Origin of the sequence: Pseudodesulfovibrio nedwellii (assembly GCF_027923765.1) — a bacterium.
Lineage (GTDB): Bacteria > Desulfobacterota > Desulfovibrionia > Desulfovibrionales > Desulfovibrionaceae > Pseudodesulfovibrio > Pseudodesulfovibrio nedwellii.
Genome location: NZ_AP026709.1, coordinates 3261698 through 3280331, shown reverse-complemented (window position 1 = coordinate 3280331; position 18634 = coordinate 3261698). Strand labels below are relative to the sequence as shown.

At 49.4% G+C, this 18634-nt stretch carries 15 protein-coding genes and 1 pseudogene; 10 read left to right on the top strand and 6 right to left on the bottom strand.

From position 1 onward, the window contains the following. The first annotated feature begins 139 nt into the window (after nucleotides 1–139). A complete protein-coding gene (locus tag SYK_RS15295; protein ID WP_281761135.1) occupies nucleotides 140–3772 on the top strand; it encodes a DUF748 domain-containing protein in 3633 nt (1210 codons plus the stop codon). A 125-nt stretch (nucleotides 3773–3897) separates the two neighbouring features. Here the strand turns inward: SYK_RS15295 and moaA are convergent, their stop codons facing one another. The 3 genes from moaA to ispH form a co-directional block, all read right to left on the bottom strand. Next, a complete protein-coding gene (gene moaA, locus SYK_RS15290) occupies nucleotides 3898–4902 on the bottom strand; it encodes a GTP 3',8-cyclase MoaA (RefSeq protein WP_281761134.1) in 1005 nt (334 codons plus the stop codon). A 9-nt stretch (nucleotides 4903–4911) separates the two neighbouring features. Further along, nucleotides 4912–5274: a molybdenum cofactor biosynthesis protein MoaE gene (locus tag SYK_RS15285; protein ID WP_281761133.1), complete on the bottom strand. Its 363-nt coding sequence runs from the start codon at nucleotides 5272–5274 to the stop codon at nucleotides 4912–4914. Nucleotides 5275–5676: 402 nt separating this feature from the next. Beyond that, complete coding sequence (gene ispH, locus SYK_RS15280) at nucleotides 5677–6525, bottom strand: 4-hydroxy-3-methylbut-2-enyl diphosphate reductase (RefSeq protein WP_281761132.1); 849 nt, start codon at nucleotides 6523–6525, stop codon at nucleotides 5677–5679. Between the two features lie 146 nt (nucleotides 6526–6671). Between ispH and SYK_RS15275 the strand changes: the two genes are divergently transcribed. Continuing rightward, nucleotides 6672–7298, top strand: coding sequence for a TetR/AcrR family transcriptional regulator (locus SYK_RS15275; protein ID WP_281761131.1), 627 nt, complete (start codon nucleotides 6672–6674; stop codon nucleotides 7296–7298). A gap of 133 nt (nucleotides 7299–7431) precedes the next feature. Then, nucleotides 7432–8208: a glutaminyl-peptide cyclotransferase gene (locus tag SYK_RS15270; RefSeq protein WP_281761130.1), complete on the top strand. Its 777-nt coding sequence runs from the start codon at nucleotides 7432–7434 to the stop codon at nucleotides 8206–8208. 164 nt (nucleotides 8209–8372) lie between these two features. On the opposite strand, the gene lgt is transcribed toward SYK_RS15270, so the two are convergent. After that, nucleotides 8373–9155 carry a prolipoprotein diacylglyceryl transferase gene (gene lgt, locus SYK_RS15265; protein WP_281761129.1) on the bottom strand — a complete coding sequence of 261 codons (783 nt, stop codon included), beginning with the start codon at nucleotides 9153–9155 and terminating at the stop codon, nucleotides 8373–8375. Nucleotides 9156–9274: 119 nt separating this feature from the next. Between lgt and SYK_RS15260 the strand changes: the two genes are divergently transcribed. The 5 genes from SYK_RS15260 (at nucleotide 9275) to SYK_RS15240 (ending at nucleotide 13801) form a co-directional block, all read left to right on the top strand. Continuing rightward, nucleotides 9275–10021: a hypothetical protein gene (locus SYK_RS15260; protein ID WP_281761128.1), complete on the top strand. Its 747-nt coding sequence runs from the start codon at nucleotides 9275–9277 to the stop codon at nucleotides 10019–10021. Between the two features lie 17 nt (nucleotides 10022–10038). Beyond that, nucleotides 10039–10701: a hypothetical protein gene (locus tag SYK_RS15255; protein WP_281761127.1), complete on the top strand. Its 663-nt coding sequence runs from the start codon at nucleotides 10039–10041 to the stop codon at nucleotides 10699–10701. A gap of 103 nt (nucleotides 10702–10804) precedes the next feature. Further along, nucleotides 10805–11419 carry a 3'-5' exonuclease gene (locus tag SYK_RS15250; RefSeq protein ID WP_281761126.1) on the top strand — a complete coding sequence of 205 codons (615 nt, stop codon included), beginning with the start codon at nucleotides 10805–10807 and terminating at the stop codon, nucleotides 11417–11419. A gap of 181 nt (nucleotides 11420–11600) precedes the next feature. Then, nucleotides 11601–12815 (top strand): methyltransferase domain-containing protein, encoded by a 1215-nt coding sequence (locus SYK_RS15245; protein ID WP_281761125.1) that lies wholly within the window; start codon nucleotides 11601–11603, stop codon nucleotides 12813–12815. Then, a complete protein-coding gene (locus tag SYK_RS15240) occupies nucleotides 12812–13801 on the top strand; it encodes a glycosyltransferase family protein (protein WP_281761124.1) in 990 nt (329 codons plus the stop codon). The genes SYK_RS15245 and SYK_RS15240 overlap by 4 nt, the downstream gene beginning before the upstream one ends. Before the next feature lie 7 nt (nucleotides 13802–13808). On the opposite strand, the pseudogene arfB reads toward SYK_RS15240, so the two are convergent. Beyond that, nucleotides 13809–14225, bottom strand: a pseudogene (arfB, locus tag SYK_RS15235) (alternative ribosome rescue aminoacyl-tRNA hydrolase ArfB); the annotation flags it as partial. Between the two features lie 885 nt (nucleotides 14226–15110). Next, the gene (locus tag SYK_RS15230) at nucleotides 15111–16304 is read right to left on the bottom strand and encodes a putative sulfate/molybdate transporter (protein ID WP_281761122.1); all 1194 of its coding nucleotides are present in this window, start codon (nucleotides 16302–16304) and stop codon (nucleotides 15111–15113) included. Nucleotides 16305–16476: 172 nt separating this feature from the next. Between SYK_RS15230 and argB the strand changes: the two genes are divergently transcribed. Together argB and SYK_RS15220 are read left to right on the top strand one after the other, a co-directional pair. Then, entirely contained in the window at nucleotides 16477–17352 is an 876-nt protein-coding gene (gene argB / locus SYK_RS15225) for an acetylglutamate kinase (RefSeq protein ID WP_281763281.1), read from the top strand. 7 nt (nucleotides 17353–17359) lie between these two features. Next, the gene (locus SYK_RS15220) at nucleotides 17360–18613 is read left to right on the top strand and encodes a molybdopterin molybdotransferase MoeA (protein WP_281761121.1); all 1254 of its coding nucleotides are present in this window, start codon (nucleotides 17360–17362) and stop codon (nucleotides 18611–18613) included. Nucleotides 18614–18634: the final 21 nt, after the last annotated feature.

Below are 18634 nucleotides of genomic sequence, written 5' to 3'. Positions count from 1 at the left end.
CAATCAAGCTATGCCTCTTAATCTGTATGCTACCCCAATAATGTCCTTTCTTCGTCACACCAGAAGCATGGATAATGAGAACAATTTCGGGTAAGGTAAAAGACTTCCCAGTCAAACACCTTCAGTAGGTAGGTCGAACATGCTGTCATTTACTGATAAAATCCATATTAGCTCTCCCAAATTGCGTCGTATTGCCTTTTGGCTTTTGGCGTCCTTCATTGCCTACACCCTATCCGGCTTCTTCGCGGTACCGCCCATACTGAAGAATGTGATCATGGGCCAAATCGATGATGGCTTGAAAAGGCCTGCCCAGATCGAAGAAATCTACTTCAACCCTTTCACCTGCCACCTTGAAATCATCAACCTCAAGGTCAACAAGCTGGAAGGTGAGGGAAACCTGCTTTCCGTGGACAAAGTCGTAGCAGCTCCGGGTATCTCCACACTATGGAAATTTGCCCCGGTCATAGCCTACCTACATCTTGAGAATTTCCAGTTAGACATCACATTCTTTGGGAACGGGAAATACTCCATTTCAGACCTTCTTGGCACGCCGGATGCCGTAACCGAAGAATCAACAGACACGCCACCGGAAGAAAAGGCAATTTTCCCCTTCGCGCTCTATGGCTTTGAGATGACCAACTCGAAAATTACTTTCGACGACCAACCTCATCACAAAAAACATATCATTTCCGACCTTTTCCTTCGTGTTCCTTTCACCTCGTCTTTTACGAGCATGAAAAAAGAATTTACCCAGCCTAAATTTACAGCTGTAATCAATGGCGATCCAGTCGAACTGAAAGGCAGGACACTTCCTTTTGACGAAACCCTGCTCACAGAATTTGAACTTGGAGCCGTGGACATTGATCTCAATCAATACTGGCAATATGTACCAATCAAAACACCGCTTCAACTCAAAGACGGTAAATTCACCTCGGACATTTCTCTTTTTTTTGAACGGCCTGACGCGCAACGACTCAATCTATTCCTCGGTGGTGGTGGCAAGCTGACCAATATGGAATTGACTGATCCCAACGAAAATTCAGTACTCTCGGTAAAAGAACTCGCTTTTGAAATGGAACGGTTCTCTCTGGGAGACCGGGCCTTGATCCTCACCAGCATAAGCTTGGAGAACCCCTACTTCAAAGTTATCCGCAACAAAGACAACAGCATCAATTGGGCGCACTATTTCCCCGGCTCAAAAATGAGTGAAGCCGGCCCAAAGGTCAAAACCAAATCAGAAACGGATTCAGCCTTTGTTCTGGATATTCGAAAAATAGATATAATTGAAGGCGCAGTTGATTGGGAAGACCGCCATGTAAAAAACGGCTTTAAACGAACCTTTGCTCCTCTCTCGTTCACAGGAACGGAAATTACAACAGCAGGAGACAGGCCTAGTCACATAAAAGCTACGGCAGGCAAGGCTCAGGGTATCATAACAATAGAAGGCATAGCCACTGTACAACCCCTTGCAGCCTCCCTTTCTGTGACCGGAAAGAATCTCCCGATCCCGGCCTACAAATCCTATATCAATCATGCGCAACCACTCATTGTGGACACAGGTGTTGCAGGCTTTTCGGCCAACATCGACTTTAAAATGGAAGGGGACACCCCTTCTCTGGATGTCACAAACGGGACAGCCTCGTTGCGAGATATTTCTATCCGCAAACCAGATGCCCAAAAACCAAGTCTCGGACTGACTGCATTGGATGTATCCGGTGCTTCCATGAGCTTGAAAAACAAAGCTGTGACCGTCGCGAACGTCACAATTACAGGTCCATTCGCCAAAGTCGTCATGGGAAAAAACGGCCAATTTGACCTGGGTAAACTCTTGATCAAAGAAGAAAAGATATTGCGTGAATCCAAAGTCGTCGAGGTTGCAGAAAAAACCTGGGCAGGCGGATGGCATGCTGAATTTGGCCGCATTCTTGTTAAAGGAGGTGTCGCCGACTTCCAGAACATGGCACTCAAACACCCGGCCAATCTGGGCATCAAAGAGTTCACACTGGACCTACAAGCCCTTTCAACACAAAAAAACGCCACCATGCCTTTTTCCTTGAGTGGAACATGGACAGGCAATGGATCATTTTCAGGACAGGGCAAAGCCTCCATTACCCCACTCTGGTCTGAAGGAACCATGCGCGTCAACGGCGTTGGACTACGTCCATTTGATGGCTATCTGGCTGAATACACAGACCTACTCATTGCCAAGGGCGCAGCTTTTGCCAACCTGAAATATTCATTCAAGGGAGGCGAAAAACCAAAACTCACTGTCACAGGTGATACAGCGCTCGGCGCAGTCTCCATCAAAGACACTCTCAGTAAAAATGAAGTGGCTGGCATCGACAAATTTGAAATAAACTCCATCGCCTTTGCCAACGACCCAAACACGCTTTCCATCGGTGAAATCAACCTGAAAAGTCCACGCGGACTCATTCATTTCGATGAAAAAGGACGCATGAACATACTGCGAGTCTTGCGCGTACCCCAACCACCGCCCGTGGTTGAAAACGAAAAAACAGAGCAAATTGTCCCAGAAGAAACAGCTCAACCGACGGAAAGCCAAGAAAAGTTGTCATTCTTCCAATCAGTTAAAATTGGCGCAATCAACATAACAAAAGGCACTGTCGCCTTCAAAGACGAGAGTGTTCACCCGGACTTCTCTACGGAATTAACCGGTATGGATTTGCGACTCACTGACATCGACCAATCGCCCGAAGCGAGACCCAAGATGGATTTCAAATCCAACATCGGCCCCACTCCCATGTCAATCACGGGCGTGGTCAACCCGGTCATTTCCCCAATTTATTCGGACCTGGCAATCTCTATCAACGGCATGGAACTTGTGCCGCTCACTCCCTACACGCTCAAAAGCCTTGCCTACCCAATCGAGAAAGGGCGACTTTATGCGGACGTGACCTTCAAGACTGAAAACTGGGTACTCAACGCTGAAAACAAATTCTACATTGAACAACTGGTGCTGGGAGCCAAAGACAAACGCCCTGATGCACCCAATGTTCCCGTAGAGTTCGGTCTGTCCCTGCTTCAAGATGGCAATGGCAACATGGAGTTGAACCTGCCCATTCGCGGAGAACTGAACGACCCGGATTTCCGTATCGGCGGTATTGTTTTCAAGGCCATTGTCAGCCTGTTATTCAAGGCTTTGGCATCGCCATTCACCCTGATCGGCTCCATGTTCGGCGGTGGTGAAAATATGGATTTCGTGGTCTTTGAACCCGGCAGACACGCATTGGATGCCGGTGGGGTAGAAAAAATGGAGACCATCATCAAGGCGTTGAGTGAACGTAAAAAACTCACGCTGGAAGTTGACGGCGTCATTGATCCGATGGCGGACAAAAATGGCTTGATCGCAGCAATCTTCGAAGACAAGATCAAACAACAAAAATACGACACACTCACCCGTTCCGAACAAGCTGAACAAAACGTGGCTGACATGGTCATAACACCCGAAGAATATGAAGCCCTCCTATTTGAAGCGTATGCAGACGAACCGGACGAAGAAGATATCAAACCGACGACTCTGTTCATGACAGACTTACAACCAGTTGATGTCATGGAAAAATTCATTCGTGACCGCATCGTGATCACCGACGAACTGCTCCATAATCTTGCCATGGATCGGGCCAACACTGTCAAAGGCTACATCATCGAAAAACAGCCGGAGTTGAAAGAGCGTGTTTTCCTTCTCGACCGGCAAGATGCCAAAGGCAAAACCGGCGTCCCGGCCCACAGGGCGGACCTCGGCATCAATTAACCCGCTGGGACATATAAAAAAGACCTGCTTTCATTTGAAAGCAGGTCTTTTTTATCATTAATACCTAGGGAAAAACTGTAGCCTTATACTACTGCAATCCCCGGTCAACGAAACAGATTCGGTTCCTATCCGCCGATGGAAGCCATACGAGTTTGGCAGACACCCTGCCCTGCGGGCATTTTCTTGAGCAGTTCATGACCGATAGGCTTATTTCGATTCGCGGCACGAATAATACGCTCCACAAATTCTACACCGAGTTTGGAATTACGCAGAGCTGGACGAAGATTGTACACCTTGTCCGAAAAAAGGCATGTCCTGAGCAGCCCATCCGAAGTAATACGCAATCGGTTGCAGGTGGCGCAAAAATGATTGGTGTATGGCGAGATCAGACCGATGCGTCCTTTACCGTTCACGATATCAAACATACGTGCAGGTCCATGCCCGTGCTTGCTTCCATTAACGGAAGGCCGCAATTCAGTCAGTTCACTGGCCTCGTTCAATATCTCATCTGCGGTCCAGACAAGATCATCCTTCCAACCCGTTTCCGTGCCCACAGGCATAAATTCGATAAACCGAAAATCAAGATTCCGTTCCGAAGCAAATTCCACGAATCCCGGCAATTCATTGTCATTGACTCCCTTCATGGCCACACTGTTGACCTTAACGGTCATTCCGGCATCCAGACAGCGATCAATATTTTCTCGGACCGTATTATACTCATCCCGCCCGGTAATTTTCTCAAATTTCGCCCGATCCATGGTATCCAGAGATATATTCATCCGTTTCACACCGGCCTTGGCAAGGCGTTCAACATGATCACCGATCAATGTGCCGTTGGTTGTCACGCACATATCGACCTCAGGAAAACGCTGGGCCGCTTTCATCATAAAATCTGCGAATCCTTTTCTGACAAAAGGTTCACCACCGGTAAAACGAACTTTTTCAACACCAAATCCCTCGGCCAGAGAAATGAGATCCAGAATTTCTTCGTATCGCAGAATGTCAGGGTGAGGAATGAATTCCATTCCCTCCCCGGCGCAATAGGTACACCGAAGATTACAACGGTCCGTGACACTGATGCGCATGTAGCTGGCCGTACGGCCATGACTGTCTTGAATAGGAGCGTGCATGGAATTTCCTCAGGCAAAAATCTCTTTCTTGGTAACAGCCTCTGCCTTGACCCTATCAAGGAAGTCAGCGAGGGCTGCTTTCACATTTTCACGAATATCACCGGCCACGATCAAAAACAGCACATCGTCGCCGGGCTGCATACGACCCGACAAAGCGAATGCCTTGGCTCTGAAAATGCCTTCATAAGCTTCGATCTCTTTGCGAATTTCCTCGATCTTTTCCAGATCAGGTGTCACTTCAATGGCTGTAACTTCGCTCCGATCCTTACGAGACCAGCCGCGCACGATACCATTATGAACAAGTACCATTCCCACGTTGTCGGCAAAACCGGGTTCTTTTTTCAGGTCTTCAAGCGCCTTGTTGATGTCCATGGCATGCTCCTTTTTTGATCATAGAATGTTCTCGTCGCGACGGTATGCCTTGCAGCCCTCGACCACAAGCCATTTCCTTTTACCCCCGGTCAGGCACCGTCCCTTTTCAAGGACATAAAAATAATACCAGCACGAGAGGAAAGGCGTATATCTACAGCATGCGAAGGAATTCCACCGCATGACAATTTTTTCTCATCGAAGCCGCCACCGCCGCATCCTCATGACCGCGACCAGTGCGGTCCGTCGACCAACGCCCTCCACTGCCCTGGTCGACAAAAAAGGACGGATTGGTGTGGCGTGGCATAGGGCATGGGACCAGGGTCAGCTTCCGGAAAGCTCTTTCCATCCGGGACCGCCTGGTCCCTGCTTTTTGCTCATCAAGGACAAAATTACTCAACTCGATTACAAAGAACCCAGGCCATCAAGCACCTCATCAATGAGGACTCGCGGAGTGGATGCTCCAGCGGTAACCCCTATCCGAGAATAGCCGACCAAATCCTTCAACGGCAGTTCGCTCAATATTTCGATATGCTTACACGGCGTCCCCGCATCGGAAACAACCTGAGCCAATCGGCGGGTATTGCCGCTGTTATATCCTCCGACGACAACCATGAAATCAACTTCAGAGGCGAGCTTTTTTGCTTCGGCCTGCCTGAGCTTGGTAGCGTCACAAATAGTACTGAGCACGGTCACTTCAACATCTTCATCCGAAGATAACCGTTCGGAAATCTTGTCAAATAAAACACGATCCTGTGTGGTCTGTGCGGCCAAAACATATCTTTTATCTTTAGCCAGCTCATACTGTTCAAGCTCTTCAGGAGTGCTAAATACGAAAGATCCATTGCCTGCATAACTAACCAAGCCAGCGACTTCTGCATGGTCCGCTTCACCATACAACAACAGGACTGAATCCTTGTCAGCATGACGCGCTATAAGCAATTGCGCTTTTTTAACCCGAGGACATGTGGCATCCTTGATGTGTACATCGCGAGACTTGAGTCCTTCCTCGACTTGCCGGGTGATGCCATGGGCACGAATAACAACATATGCGCCACTCGGTACTTCCTCGGGGGTATCCACCATGACTACGCCCTTTTCGGCGTACTGCTTGAGCACCTGCGGATTATGAATAATAGGCCCCAAAATATAAATTGGCCTCCCATTCGCATTGGCGATCAATTCATCCAACCGCGTCAGCGCGAGATCGACTCCCATACAAAACCCGGCTGTTTCAGCCAAAACAACGTCCACAATCTTCTCCTTGCCTCACACTATGCAACATCCGACAAAATATCGTCGACAAAATACGCTTGACTTAAACCCTGTATTTGCTATGGAAATTAAAACAACTGTTTCAAGCAATCCAAAATCAAATACGCCAAACAGATAATAAAGATATGAACGAACCACAAGACGTCAACACCAAGGCAGCACTTTTGTCCGCAGCTATTGAAGTTTTTGCAGACAAGGGTTTCGACTCGGCAACCGTACGAGACATATGTGGTCGTGCCAAAGCCAATGTCGCCGCAGTCAATTATCACTACGGCAGCAAAAACGGCCTGTATGCCACCGTACTGGAAGAAATTTTCCCCAAAGGAGAAGATTGGCAAAAAGTTGGCAGTGATGCCCTGCAACCAGAAGAAAGACTCCATGAATTCGTTCGCGGTCTGATCGCAGAAATCTATCGAATGGGCAATGGCATGACCTCGCATAGATGGTCGATCTTTCTGCGAGAAATGGCCAAACCGAGCAAACATCTCGACTTCATTGTCCGCCGACAGGTGCAGGCTCGCGCCAACGAACTGCGCCAAATCATGAAAGACATCATGGGACCTGATACTCCTGAAATGACCATGGCTTTTTGCAGTGCCAACGTCTGGGCCTTGATACTCGACCAATTGCTCATCCAGCCCATTCTGGAACGGTTGACGCCGAACCGGCCAAGCATGGATGAAAACATTGACGCATTTGTTGACCACGTCGTTAAATTTGCACTCGGCGGCATCAATGCCGTCAAACAATAGCACGTTAGGAAGCAGCCTTCCGGGTCCACCCTCCCACTACGAGACCCGACTTCCTGCCTCCTTTCCCCCAGGTCGGAAAGACACATCCTCTGATGTTTCTTTCCGACCTGCCATTCGTAAGGATATCCACTCAATGCGCCGATCGACCTTCATACTACTGATTATTCTGTCTTTTCTGATTTGCCCACATACAACCTATGCCGAAACAGAGGCTCACGCCTGCACTCTTATTACGGAATTTCCACATAATCCGGCGACGTCGACGCAAGGTCTTTTTTTCCATGAAGGAACACTCTACGAATCATCTGGAGGCTATGGACGTTCTTTTCTGGCAAAAGTTGATCTGAAAACAGGCCGCCACCTGCAAACTGTTCCGCTAAAAAATAGATACTTTGCCGAAGGCATGGCTCCATGCGGAGACACTTTTCGTTTGCTCACATGGCGCTCCGGCACTGGTTTCATCTATGGTTTGGATGACATGAAAAAACGTACATCCTTCGCCTATCGCAAAAAATCCGAAAAAACCGAAGGATGGGGACTAGCCTTTGATGGGACAGATTTCATCCTCTCGTCCGGCACAGCCTCACTGCACTTTCACGCCCCTGAAGACTTCGCCCAGATAAAGACAGTCACTGTTACTGACAACAACACACCGGTCCGATTTCTCAATGAGCTTGAGTACGTAAATGGTCTGCTCTACGCCAACATCTGGAAATCCGATATCATGGTAATCATCGACCCGGAATCAGGTCTGGTTCAAGGGCGTATTGATCTGTCCCCCCTGCGACAACGACTGTCAGAAGACAGCGGTGTCGCCAACGGCATTGCTCTCAACGCGCAGACTGGTCGGTTGTATGTCACGGGCAAGCATTGGAACAAATTATTCGAAATTGAAATCCCAAAGTTCTAAAAGAGACCGCCCGCTAACGGCATCATAGAAACTTGTCGTGAAGTTTGTGAGAGTGATGCAGGTCCTCGACGAAAAAGTTCGCGTTTCCCACAGCCGTACTCCAGTACAACGAGGACAAGCGCAACTTCCCCAACCATGAAGATGCGCCGCTATCGCAAACCGAGTTACACATCATTCCGATAGGACCACCATATCCAGCCAATACCGAAAAGGATCATTGGCATGCACAACAATTGACCCATAGACATCCAGTTCAAAGCGATAAAACCGAGATGTCTATCCGGCTCGCGGGCAAATTCCACAAGAAAACGGAAACACCCGTAACCGAGCAGGAACAACGCACCAACGCATCCCTTGGGACGCGGCTTGGAAGAATACCACCAGACCACAGCAAAAAGGACGAGTCCTTCGAGAGCGGCTTCATAAAGCTGAGAAGGATGACGGGGCAGTCCTCCCGCGCCGGGAAAAGGCATGGCCCAAGGCAAATCTGTATAGCGGCCCCACAATTCAGCATTGATAAAATTGCCAATACGACCAAAGAAAAGTCCGGGAGGAACTAATGGGGACACAAAATCGCCCAGTTCCATAAACGTCATGTTGTTGGCCCGACCAAACAGCCAAATGGCCACCAGCACACCAAGCATGCCGCCATGAAAAGACATACCGCCTTCCCATACCGCGAATATCTTAAGCGGATTGGAAAAATAAAAACTCGCATTGTAAAACAGAACATACCCGATACGACCACCGAGCACGACACCGAGAATCGCCCAGGTGATGAAATCATCCATGAGTTTGGGTGTCATCTTGTTCCACGGCTTGGTCGCCCTGTACCGACCAAGCAGCCAGCCGGACACGATGCCGAAGATGTACATCATGCCGTACCAGCGAAGCTCAAGCGGCCCGATGGACACCATGACCGAGTCGAATTGTGGGTATTCCAACATAAAAGTGCTCTCCGTATGCGGTATGTCTCTTTGTTTTCTTCTGAAATTCAGGTACACTCGCGTGTAATCGACAGGGTGTCTCTTTTTTTATTGCCCCGTCAACCCAAAAGCGCACCACCATGGAAAAGCCTCAGGAACTTGATATACTAGAGATGCCCGTCGAAGGGCTGGCCGCCTATTGGTTGTCCATTAAAAAGATAATGGATGCCAAAAAAGGCCGTGCCATTCTGGATGAAGAGATCGCCAACACTGTTGAACCGTTCATTCTGCATCTACTTGAAACGGCTTTCTCCAATCTCGATATCCCATTGATCCGTCGCCTGACGCAAGCCAAACGGGAAATCCAGCTCGATGATTATCGTACCAAAATTGACCTCATGCGTCTCGCCATATATGCCATCGCATCCGGCGAGAACCCCCGCATAACACTGGTACGGATGGATTCCAAATTTGCCCATCCGCTCATGACCGAGGATCGGGCTTTCGACATGGCCACCGCTATGTTTGACGCTATCCGACCACGAGGCGTCAATCTCGACACGCTATTATCCGTGGACCACAAACTCCAAGCAGACAGACTGCTGGTCAAACTCCTGTTCTTCGTCATGTTCGCACGCCGGGAAGGACGACAGAATTTGGAACAATTCATACCGCATACAGGTTCCCGTTTTTTTTCCGAAGGCGTATCACTAGCCATCGACAACTTTGAAGCGGACTTCCTGACCTACCACATGAAAGGTATCAGGGACCGAGTGTTGGTGGAAACCGGACGCAAAATGGACATGGCCATGGAAATGGCTCTGGCAATCCGCAACAAGTATGCTTACGACGACATTTTTCGCATAGCCAGGGCATACATGCCTTGATCAGAAAGGAGTACAATATGCACAGATTCACCATAACCATCCTTACAGCAATCCTGCTGCTCGCCACCGTTGCTCCGGCACAAGCCTGGAGATCAATCCAAAATGGCGACAAAAACTTCGAACGCGCATGGCGTACATATACAACTCAGCAGACAGCCAAGTCAGACGGATATTTTGTCAGATCGGCAGATGCATACAGTGACGGCCTAAAAGCAGATCCACCGAGTAGGACCGCTCGGTTCCCTTCTACTCTGGCCAAAGCCGGCATCTCCTTTTACTACGCAAAACGCTATCAGGAATGCGTGGACACCATGAAAGTAACACTGACCAGAGACAAACGCATGTGGGAGCCAGCCCTCTATACGGCTTTATCATACGCCCGCCTTGGAGACTCCGAAAATACGATCAAGACATTACAGACTTTTGTCACATCCCTTTCCTCCCAGCGCATCATAAGCGATGCTGCGGTTTTGCAGGTCAAGGATTTGGAAGCGGGCACTGCAAATCTTGACAATGTGGCTGACGCACTGGATGCCGCTACACAAAAACAGTTTATTGAAAATATCAGCCGCAACAACAGCCCCAGAGATATTGGCCTGACCGCCGAACGATGCAACGGGGCATACTGGTGGCGCAGGAACATGGCACCATGTCACTCTTCCGGCATCGTGTCGGATTAACGGCAAACACCTATTGAAAATCATATTCAGCGGAACCAAGGCTTGACGAACGGGCTGTAATGTACAAATATCGCGCAACTTCAAACAGCAAAGCACTGCACCAATGACCACGGACGCCACAGACATATCGCAGGAATACCTCCGCGCCTTTACAAAGGATGAGATCAACTCCATGCCCCTTCGTCGATACGAAGGGGAAATCAAGGTTGTCCGCACGGAAAAACAACGTGCCCAAGCCCTGAAAGAAATGGCAAGACATGATCTCCTTGGTTTCGATACTGAAACACGCCCCGTGTTCAAGAAAGGCAAAAAACCAGGCCCACCCTCTCTGCTTCAACTGGCAACAGCTGATTGTGCCTATGTTTTTCAAATCAACATCCTCCCCATGGATGAAGATTTGTGTAACTTATTGGCTAACAAGAACATCCTCAAGACAGGTGTTGCTGTACGTGACGACATCCTTGGCCTGCAACGCCTTGCCAAATTCAAACCAAGTGGTTTTATTGATCTGTCCGATGTGTCCGCCAAAGCCAGAATGCAAACGCACGGCTTGCGCAACATGGCAGCCAACCTTCTGGGATTTCGTATTTCCAAATCTGCGCAATGTTCCAACTGGGCCAAAGAAAAGCTCACGCCGCAACAAGTCAATTATGCAGCCACCGACGCCTGGATTAGCCGAGAACTCTATGTCGCTTTGGATGAATTAGGCCTGACATAATCCCATCTTCGCTTCGCCTTACCTTTCGCAAAACACCTCTCTCCACAAACGGGGGAGAGGCTATGGCATATTACGTGCAATCTTTCTTCAAATAGGTAAATCATACCCTGCTCTCGCCATTTTCATGACAGACTATGGCGAACTTTTGAATGCAAAAACTTGAATATATTGGATTATTTTCATGAAACAGCAAAATAGCCCTGCTTCGAATACCACCAAGAGCAATCAAGCTGTCCACGGATTGAACTACCAATTCAGCCCCAAGATCGTCGTCATCGCCGGACCACCAGCTGGCGGGAAAAGTTATGCGGCCAAACTCCTTGCCGAAAATCACGGCTACGCTTTGTTACGACTGGATGCCATCACGCCGCTGGTCGCCAACAAATATGGAGGGGATATTGAAACGGTTCGTCAGCCCGGCACTTATCAAGATTTCAAGGACCACTTTGCCCAACTCCTGAGAAAACATCGGTATCAAAACATTGTTCTTGAAGGCTGTCGTATGAGCCACCCGCATATCCACCAAGGATTCATAGATGCTCTGCACGATATATATTCGCCATATACCATTGTTCAAAATTTCTATCTGAATCCATCCAGAGAAGTCCGCATGGAGCATTTTCTCCTCCGCAAAATCCGACAGGCCAAGCAGGCAATCAAGGGCGGTAATACAAACGTAAATACCACACAGGTGTTTTGTGACATGCTGGAGCCGGTCCTCCCCTCTTTCTCCGAGACAGAAGATTCCGAGGCCATCACCCAATGGGCTATCGATAATCAGGATGTTGTCCACCCCGGAATCCCCGAAGAAGATTACGAAGTTTTCAAAACGGTTGCCGAAGCCGAATCCTTCAACCCTTTTTACCAGACAATCGAGTACAATGGACGCACCCTTGTTCCCGGTTTCACCCTGTCTCCACTGGCTTGGCAAAACATCCTCAAGCTTGACGTTGACTTCAACGGGAAGAGCCTGTGCGACTATGGTTGCATGCATGGCTATTACACATTCAAAGCCGAGGAAGAGGGCGCGGTAGGCATTGGCGTAGATATGGATCAAGGCGCTGTGGATCTGTCCAACTATCTGGCCTCGGTTAAAAAATCGAACTGCCATTTCATGGTCTACGACATTACCACGCCACTCAGCCAGAAATACGACATAATCCTCGCTTTGAACGTCTTGCACCGGACAGGAAAATTCGAGCTGACCACCAAGATCATGTTCGGACACTGCAACGAATGCATTCTTGAAGTGGGAGAATCGCAGTTACCTATCATCATCGGTGAAGGCACCCGTCAAGGATTCAAACTGAAACGGAATATACCGTCCCATCGACAGCAGTCCTGTATCGGGCCGCGAAGAGTATTGCACATGGTTCGCCAAGAGGGTGGGAAGTGAAGCGCATAGCCTGGGTCGGTGGATATTATTTCAGGCCCCATAATGCCGAAGAACGGGGTGTGGATGTCGTCAACATCCCCATCACTGATCCCACGACCATGACTTGGGACACAATCCTCAACCATTGCAACGGTGAACCGGATATTCTACTGTACGCAGATCGAAGTGTACCACCGCCCCTGCTCGGCATCGAAAAGTTTCCGTGTCCGACGGCTTTTTATGCCATCGATTCCCACATCCATTCCTGGTATCCCATGTATGCGCAGGCCTTCGATCTGACTATAGTCAGCCTGCGCGATCACATGCCCCGTTTCCGCCAACGGCTGACCGACGAGCAGGTTCTCTGGCTGCCGCCATATCCCATACGAGAAGAACACCCACCGACTCAGCCGCCAAAAAAAGACTGGGACCTACTGTTTGCGGGTAATGTGAACAAGGAGACAACACCGGCTCGGTATGAATTCCTCAAAGAACTCAAGGCACGCTTTCCCAATCTCGAAGTCCGGCAAGGAACATTTGGAGAACTCTTTCCACGCGCCAAGGTCGTCTTAAACATCGCCGAACATGGCGATCTGAATTTTCGTGTGTTTGAGGCGTTGGCCACAGGATCCTGCCTGGTCACACCGGAAGTCGGACACGGACAATCACTCCTGTTCACAAACGGTAAGCATCTCGTGACCTATCCGGCTGATGACATGGATCAACTCATTCAAACGGTCTGTGAATTATTGGATAATGATGCACGTAGAAAGGCCATAGCCAAGGCCGGACTGGATGAAATAAATGCCAAGCATCGCCCTACGCACCGATTCAAAACGCTCATGGATGCTCTGGATTCCATCCCGATTGGAACGGTCCAGACTCGACTCAAGGAAGCCGGACACATCCACGCCAAATATCTCAAACTGCTCTACCTGCATCTGGCCGAGGCCTATACAGATACAGAACTCGGTAAAGCATACTTGAAAGCGGCCCTGACAAAATAGGCCGCTTTTAATATTCGCCGTTCAAATTCGGCATTTTTCTTTGCTTTTTCCGCTGACTGGTTTGTTGCTTCCGCTCCATCCTCCGCCGCTTGGACGACTTGGGAACTGCTGTTTTCCTGCGGGGAATCACGGGTTTGACCGCCCACTGCATCAATTCGATGAACCGCTCGATAGCGGAATCCTTGTTTGATTTCTGGCTGCGAAACTTCTGGCTGGTCACACGCAAAACACCACGTTTATCCACTCGCCGACGCAATTTGCCCTTAACAGCCACCTTCTGCAATTGGGTCAAACTTGAGGATTTATCCACATTGAAAAGTAGGGTTACCCGCGTATCAGTCGTGTTCACGTGTTGGCCGCCCGGGCCGGAACTTCGACTCGTGATAAACCGTATTTCTTCATACGGGATGATTATTTTATCAGTAATGCGCAACATGGAGGGGAGCCTGCCACGGAGGGCTTTGGGGTGCAAGTTTCTTTTATTTGTGAAGTGTGGACATTTCCTTTCTTTATGGAATGCGTGCATCCGCAGTGAAAGTTCATTCGTTTTTCTTACTTTGTGTTCCGTTTTTACAACGACCTGCTTTTTTCGAGACGAAAAACGCCTTTTTCATTGTGCGCCTGACAACGACCCAAGAGCCTGTACGCGGCTCCACTGCCCGACACGATTGCCAGTGACACAGACTCAGTCGGGCTACGCTCCGCCGGGTTGGACAGGCTCTAAATCCCGCTATCAATTGCTCGTCGTTGTAAGGACTTTTCCGGTGTAGGTGTTCATTTTTGATATAAGGATCTTCGCTATCCATACATAACTTTTGGATTTTACATTTCATTGCTGTAAATTTGTTTTCGGTAGCAATATCCATTTTGGATTAAACCTCTTCGCTCACCATAAAAGGCCTTGGGGTGTTTAACACCCCAACACCGCTCTACCTCCAAAGACAATTTTCTCCTCCCAATCAGACGAAGACCGAGCTCACCCCTTGATCGACAGCTTAGAAACTGACCAACCGAAGGAAGCGGCTCTTGTAAGAAAATCAAATGCTTTGCCTTAAACTGAGAGGTGACGGGAGAGGCAGAACCTATACTTTTAATCGGGTGGGGCCGACTCGATTGGATCAGATTCTTGCCGCCTACCATGAGGGCGGCCAAACTAGTGCAAGCGACCTTTTTTGCTCCTTTTTTGGGCGCTGCCAAAAAAGGAAGCCCGCCCGGCACCCAACAATGACTCTCGCCAAAGGCGCATCTTCCAATAAAAAAGGCCGCTTTTAAGCGGCCATCCTTATTTTTCCCTCACCTCAACAAACATCTATACAGTAATCCGTCCTTTACGAAGCAAATATTCCAAGGCAATGGCAACCCCAAAAGCCCAAGCCAAATTAGCGGCCAATGTAATCCCCAGCATAATGATAATAATAAAAAGATCAGTCCGCGCTTCTACGTCCTGTATGGTCAAGGCAAGCTGCGTCCCCGAAAAAAACAACAACACCCCAAGCACTCCCATTGGAAGCAGATGAAGCACGTTGACCGAACCCGTTCCAAGCAACACGGCTAACGCCACAAAAAAACCGCCGATAATAAGATTCGAACCGGGTGTCCGTGCGCCAAAGGCATAATGAGCAGCCAGCCCCCCTGCTCCGTGACAAACAGGCATACCACCAACCAAAGCCGAAAAGACATTTGATAACCCCATCGAAATACACAGGGCGCGGTCAGTGACCCGACGGCTTTCTTCGCCGAAATACTCGAAACTCAAATCCCGATTGGCGATAACCGCATTCCCCATAGTCATGGGAATCTGGGGCAAAACCAGAGCAAACAAGGCATACGAGAAATCCACACCCGTAGGAAATCCGAAAGGCAATATCTCCGGGAAATGCAAGCCAGGTTGGATCAAAGTCAACTCCCGCCATGCACCAAAAGCGGCTCCAAAAATCGCCCCGCATACAACGACTACCAATCCGGCCGGATACCGATGACTCCGCAACAAGAAGAGTGTGATGATTCCAAAAATCACTCCCGACACCACCGACATAGGTACCGGACCGAGGCTTTGAATGGTCATGAACGGTTCGACAGCTCCACGCATGGTCTGAAATGAATTGGACCCGACAACCAGAGATGCGCCTTTGGATAAAAGCAACACACCTGTTGAAAGCTGAACACCACGAATAACGGACTTGGGAACGATTTTGGCAACAACTTTGACCAACCCAGTCGCACCGAGAATAAGCAGGAGCGCGGCCAGCAGCATGCCGGAAGCAGTAATCACGCCAGGGGTCAGGGCCAACGCGATACCATAGGCAGAAATAACCTTCATGGGCTGTACGGCTATAGGCACCCGATAATAGGAACCGACCACGACGTACATAAGTCCCACAGTCAAAAAAAGGCCTGTAGCAGACAGACCATTGATCATAATCATACCAAAAGCCAGAGGCAATAATGTCCCCAAATCCCCCACCGAACCGGCCCATTCCATTCTGTTGAAGCTGATTTTCATGGTATTATCCTGCTTATTTTTCATATGGTATGAGGAATTTACAGATTCGACACAATGAAGGCAAGACCGTTTATTGACTTCATCCCGCCTTTGCCTGACAATCTCGAAACAAATTCGAAAAGCCCACGTTTCAGGAGTATCAATGAAAAAAGAGCCCATCAACAAACGGGACATGAAGCGGTACCAGCTTCAGGCCAAGTCCATCATCGAGACTTTGCCTTACATCACGGAATTCTATGGAAAGACTATCGTCATCAAATACGGCGGCAATGCCATGATAGACGAAAAGCTGAAACGTGCTTTCGCCCTGAATATTATTCTGCTTAAATACATCGGCGTTAATCCCGTGGTCGTCCACGGCGGCGGTCCCCAGATCGGCGAGATGTTGAACGCACTCAATATCGAATCACATTTTCGACAGGGATACCGTGTCACAGACAAAGCCACCATGGATGTGGTGGAGATGGTACTGGTCGGCAAAGTGAACAAGGAAATAGTCAACCTGATTAATCTCCACGGCGGAGAAGCTGTTGGACTTTCAGGTAAAGACGGCAAACTCATTCAGGCAGAGCCCAAAGAACTGGCCATTGAAAAAAATGACGCACCGCCAGAAATCATTGATCTCGGCAAAGTGGGCGAAGTGACCTCGGTCAATACCAAACTCATCGACTCCCTGCTGAGCGAAGGATTCATCCCGGTCATCGCACCTGTCGGTGTTGATGAAAACGGCGAGACATACAATATCAACGCCGACTCCGTTGCCGGTGCTGTCGCAACTGCCATGGGGGCCAAACGTCTCTATCTGTTGACCGATGTCCCCGGCCTACTTGATGAAGACAAAGAACTGGTGACATCTCTCTCCGCAAAAGAAGCTTTTGAAGCCATCCGTACCGGCGTAGTGACCGGCGGCATGATTCCGAAAATCAAATGCTGTCTGGAAGCGGTGGCCAATGTCGAGAAATCGGCCATTATCGATGGTCGTGTCGAAAACTGCATTTTGCTGGAACTCTTCACGAAATCCGGCATCGGCACTGAAATTATATACTAGGATATTCATGAACCACGGTTTCTTCACTATTATCAGCCGAGAAGAATTTGTCGGCCTGCTCAAAGGATTTTCTCCGCTCGCACCAGAGACCAAAAGCCTGACACGTGCTTCCGGCCGCGTTCTGGCTGACGACATCATTGCCAAACACGACTGGCCTCTGCTCGACCGGTCCTGCATGGACGGGTTCGCCGTCAATGCACGGGACATATTCGGAGCCACGGAATCCAACCCCGGTTATCTGGAATGTGTGGCAGCCCTGCCCATCGACAAAATGCCCGAGATTGAACTGAATCCCGGCGAATGTGCTCGAATTGCCACAGGTGGCGTACTCCCAAACGGCGCGGACAGCGTGGTCATGGTGGAACACACCCAAACCATGGAAGCCAATACTGACATGGGCACCATTGAAATCCGCAAAAGCGCGGCCCCCGGCGAAAACGTCATGCAACGGGGTGAAGACGCTAAAAATGGAGCGGTCGCTCTAGCCGCAGGCACTATCATTCGTCCACAGGAGATTGGCCTTGCCGCAGCCTTGGGATTTGAAGAAATTTCTCTGTGCCGCCGTCCCCGTGTGGGTATATTGTCCACTGGCGACGAACTCATCGAAATCGAAGAAATTCCGAAACCGGGACAGGTCCGAGACGTCAACTCCCTCACTATTGCCGCACTGGTGAAACAGGCCAACGGCAAGCCGACTCGCTACGGCATCATCAAAGATGATCTTGAAAGCTTGAGTCGTGCCTTAAAAAAGGCCATCGAAGACAATGATATGGTTTTGTTGTCCGGCGGCAGCTCCATCGGCGTCCGCGACCTGACGGTGCAAGCCATCGAATCCATGAAAAACGCCGAAATCCTGGCACATGGCGTGGCCCTTAGTCCGGGCAAACCGACCATTTTGGGACGCGTAGCAGATAAGCCAGTCTTAGGCCTGCCGGGACAAGTGACATCCGCCCTGGTAGTCATGCACGTATTGATCTTGCCGCTCATTCGTCATCTCCAAGGTGATGACAAGGGATTCACGGCAATGAACCGTACAAAACGCAAGGCCGAACTGGCTCGAAATGTGGCATCCAAACCGGGACGGGAAGATTACATCCGTATCAAACTGGAAGAACGGGACGGACAACTGCCTCTGGCCCATCCGGTCCTCGGCAAATCAGGTCTGCTCCGAACCATTGTCCAAGCTCAAGGGTTGGCCGCTATTCCAGCAGACTCCGAAGGATTGTACCACGGAGAACTGATTGACGTGTGGATTATTTAAGCAGTTGCCATCAATATTACT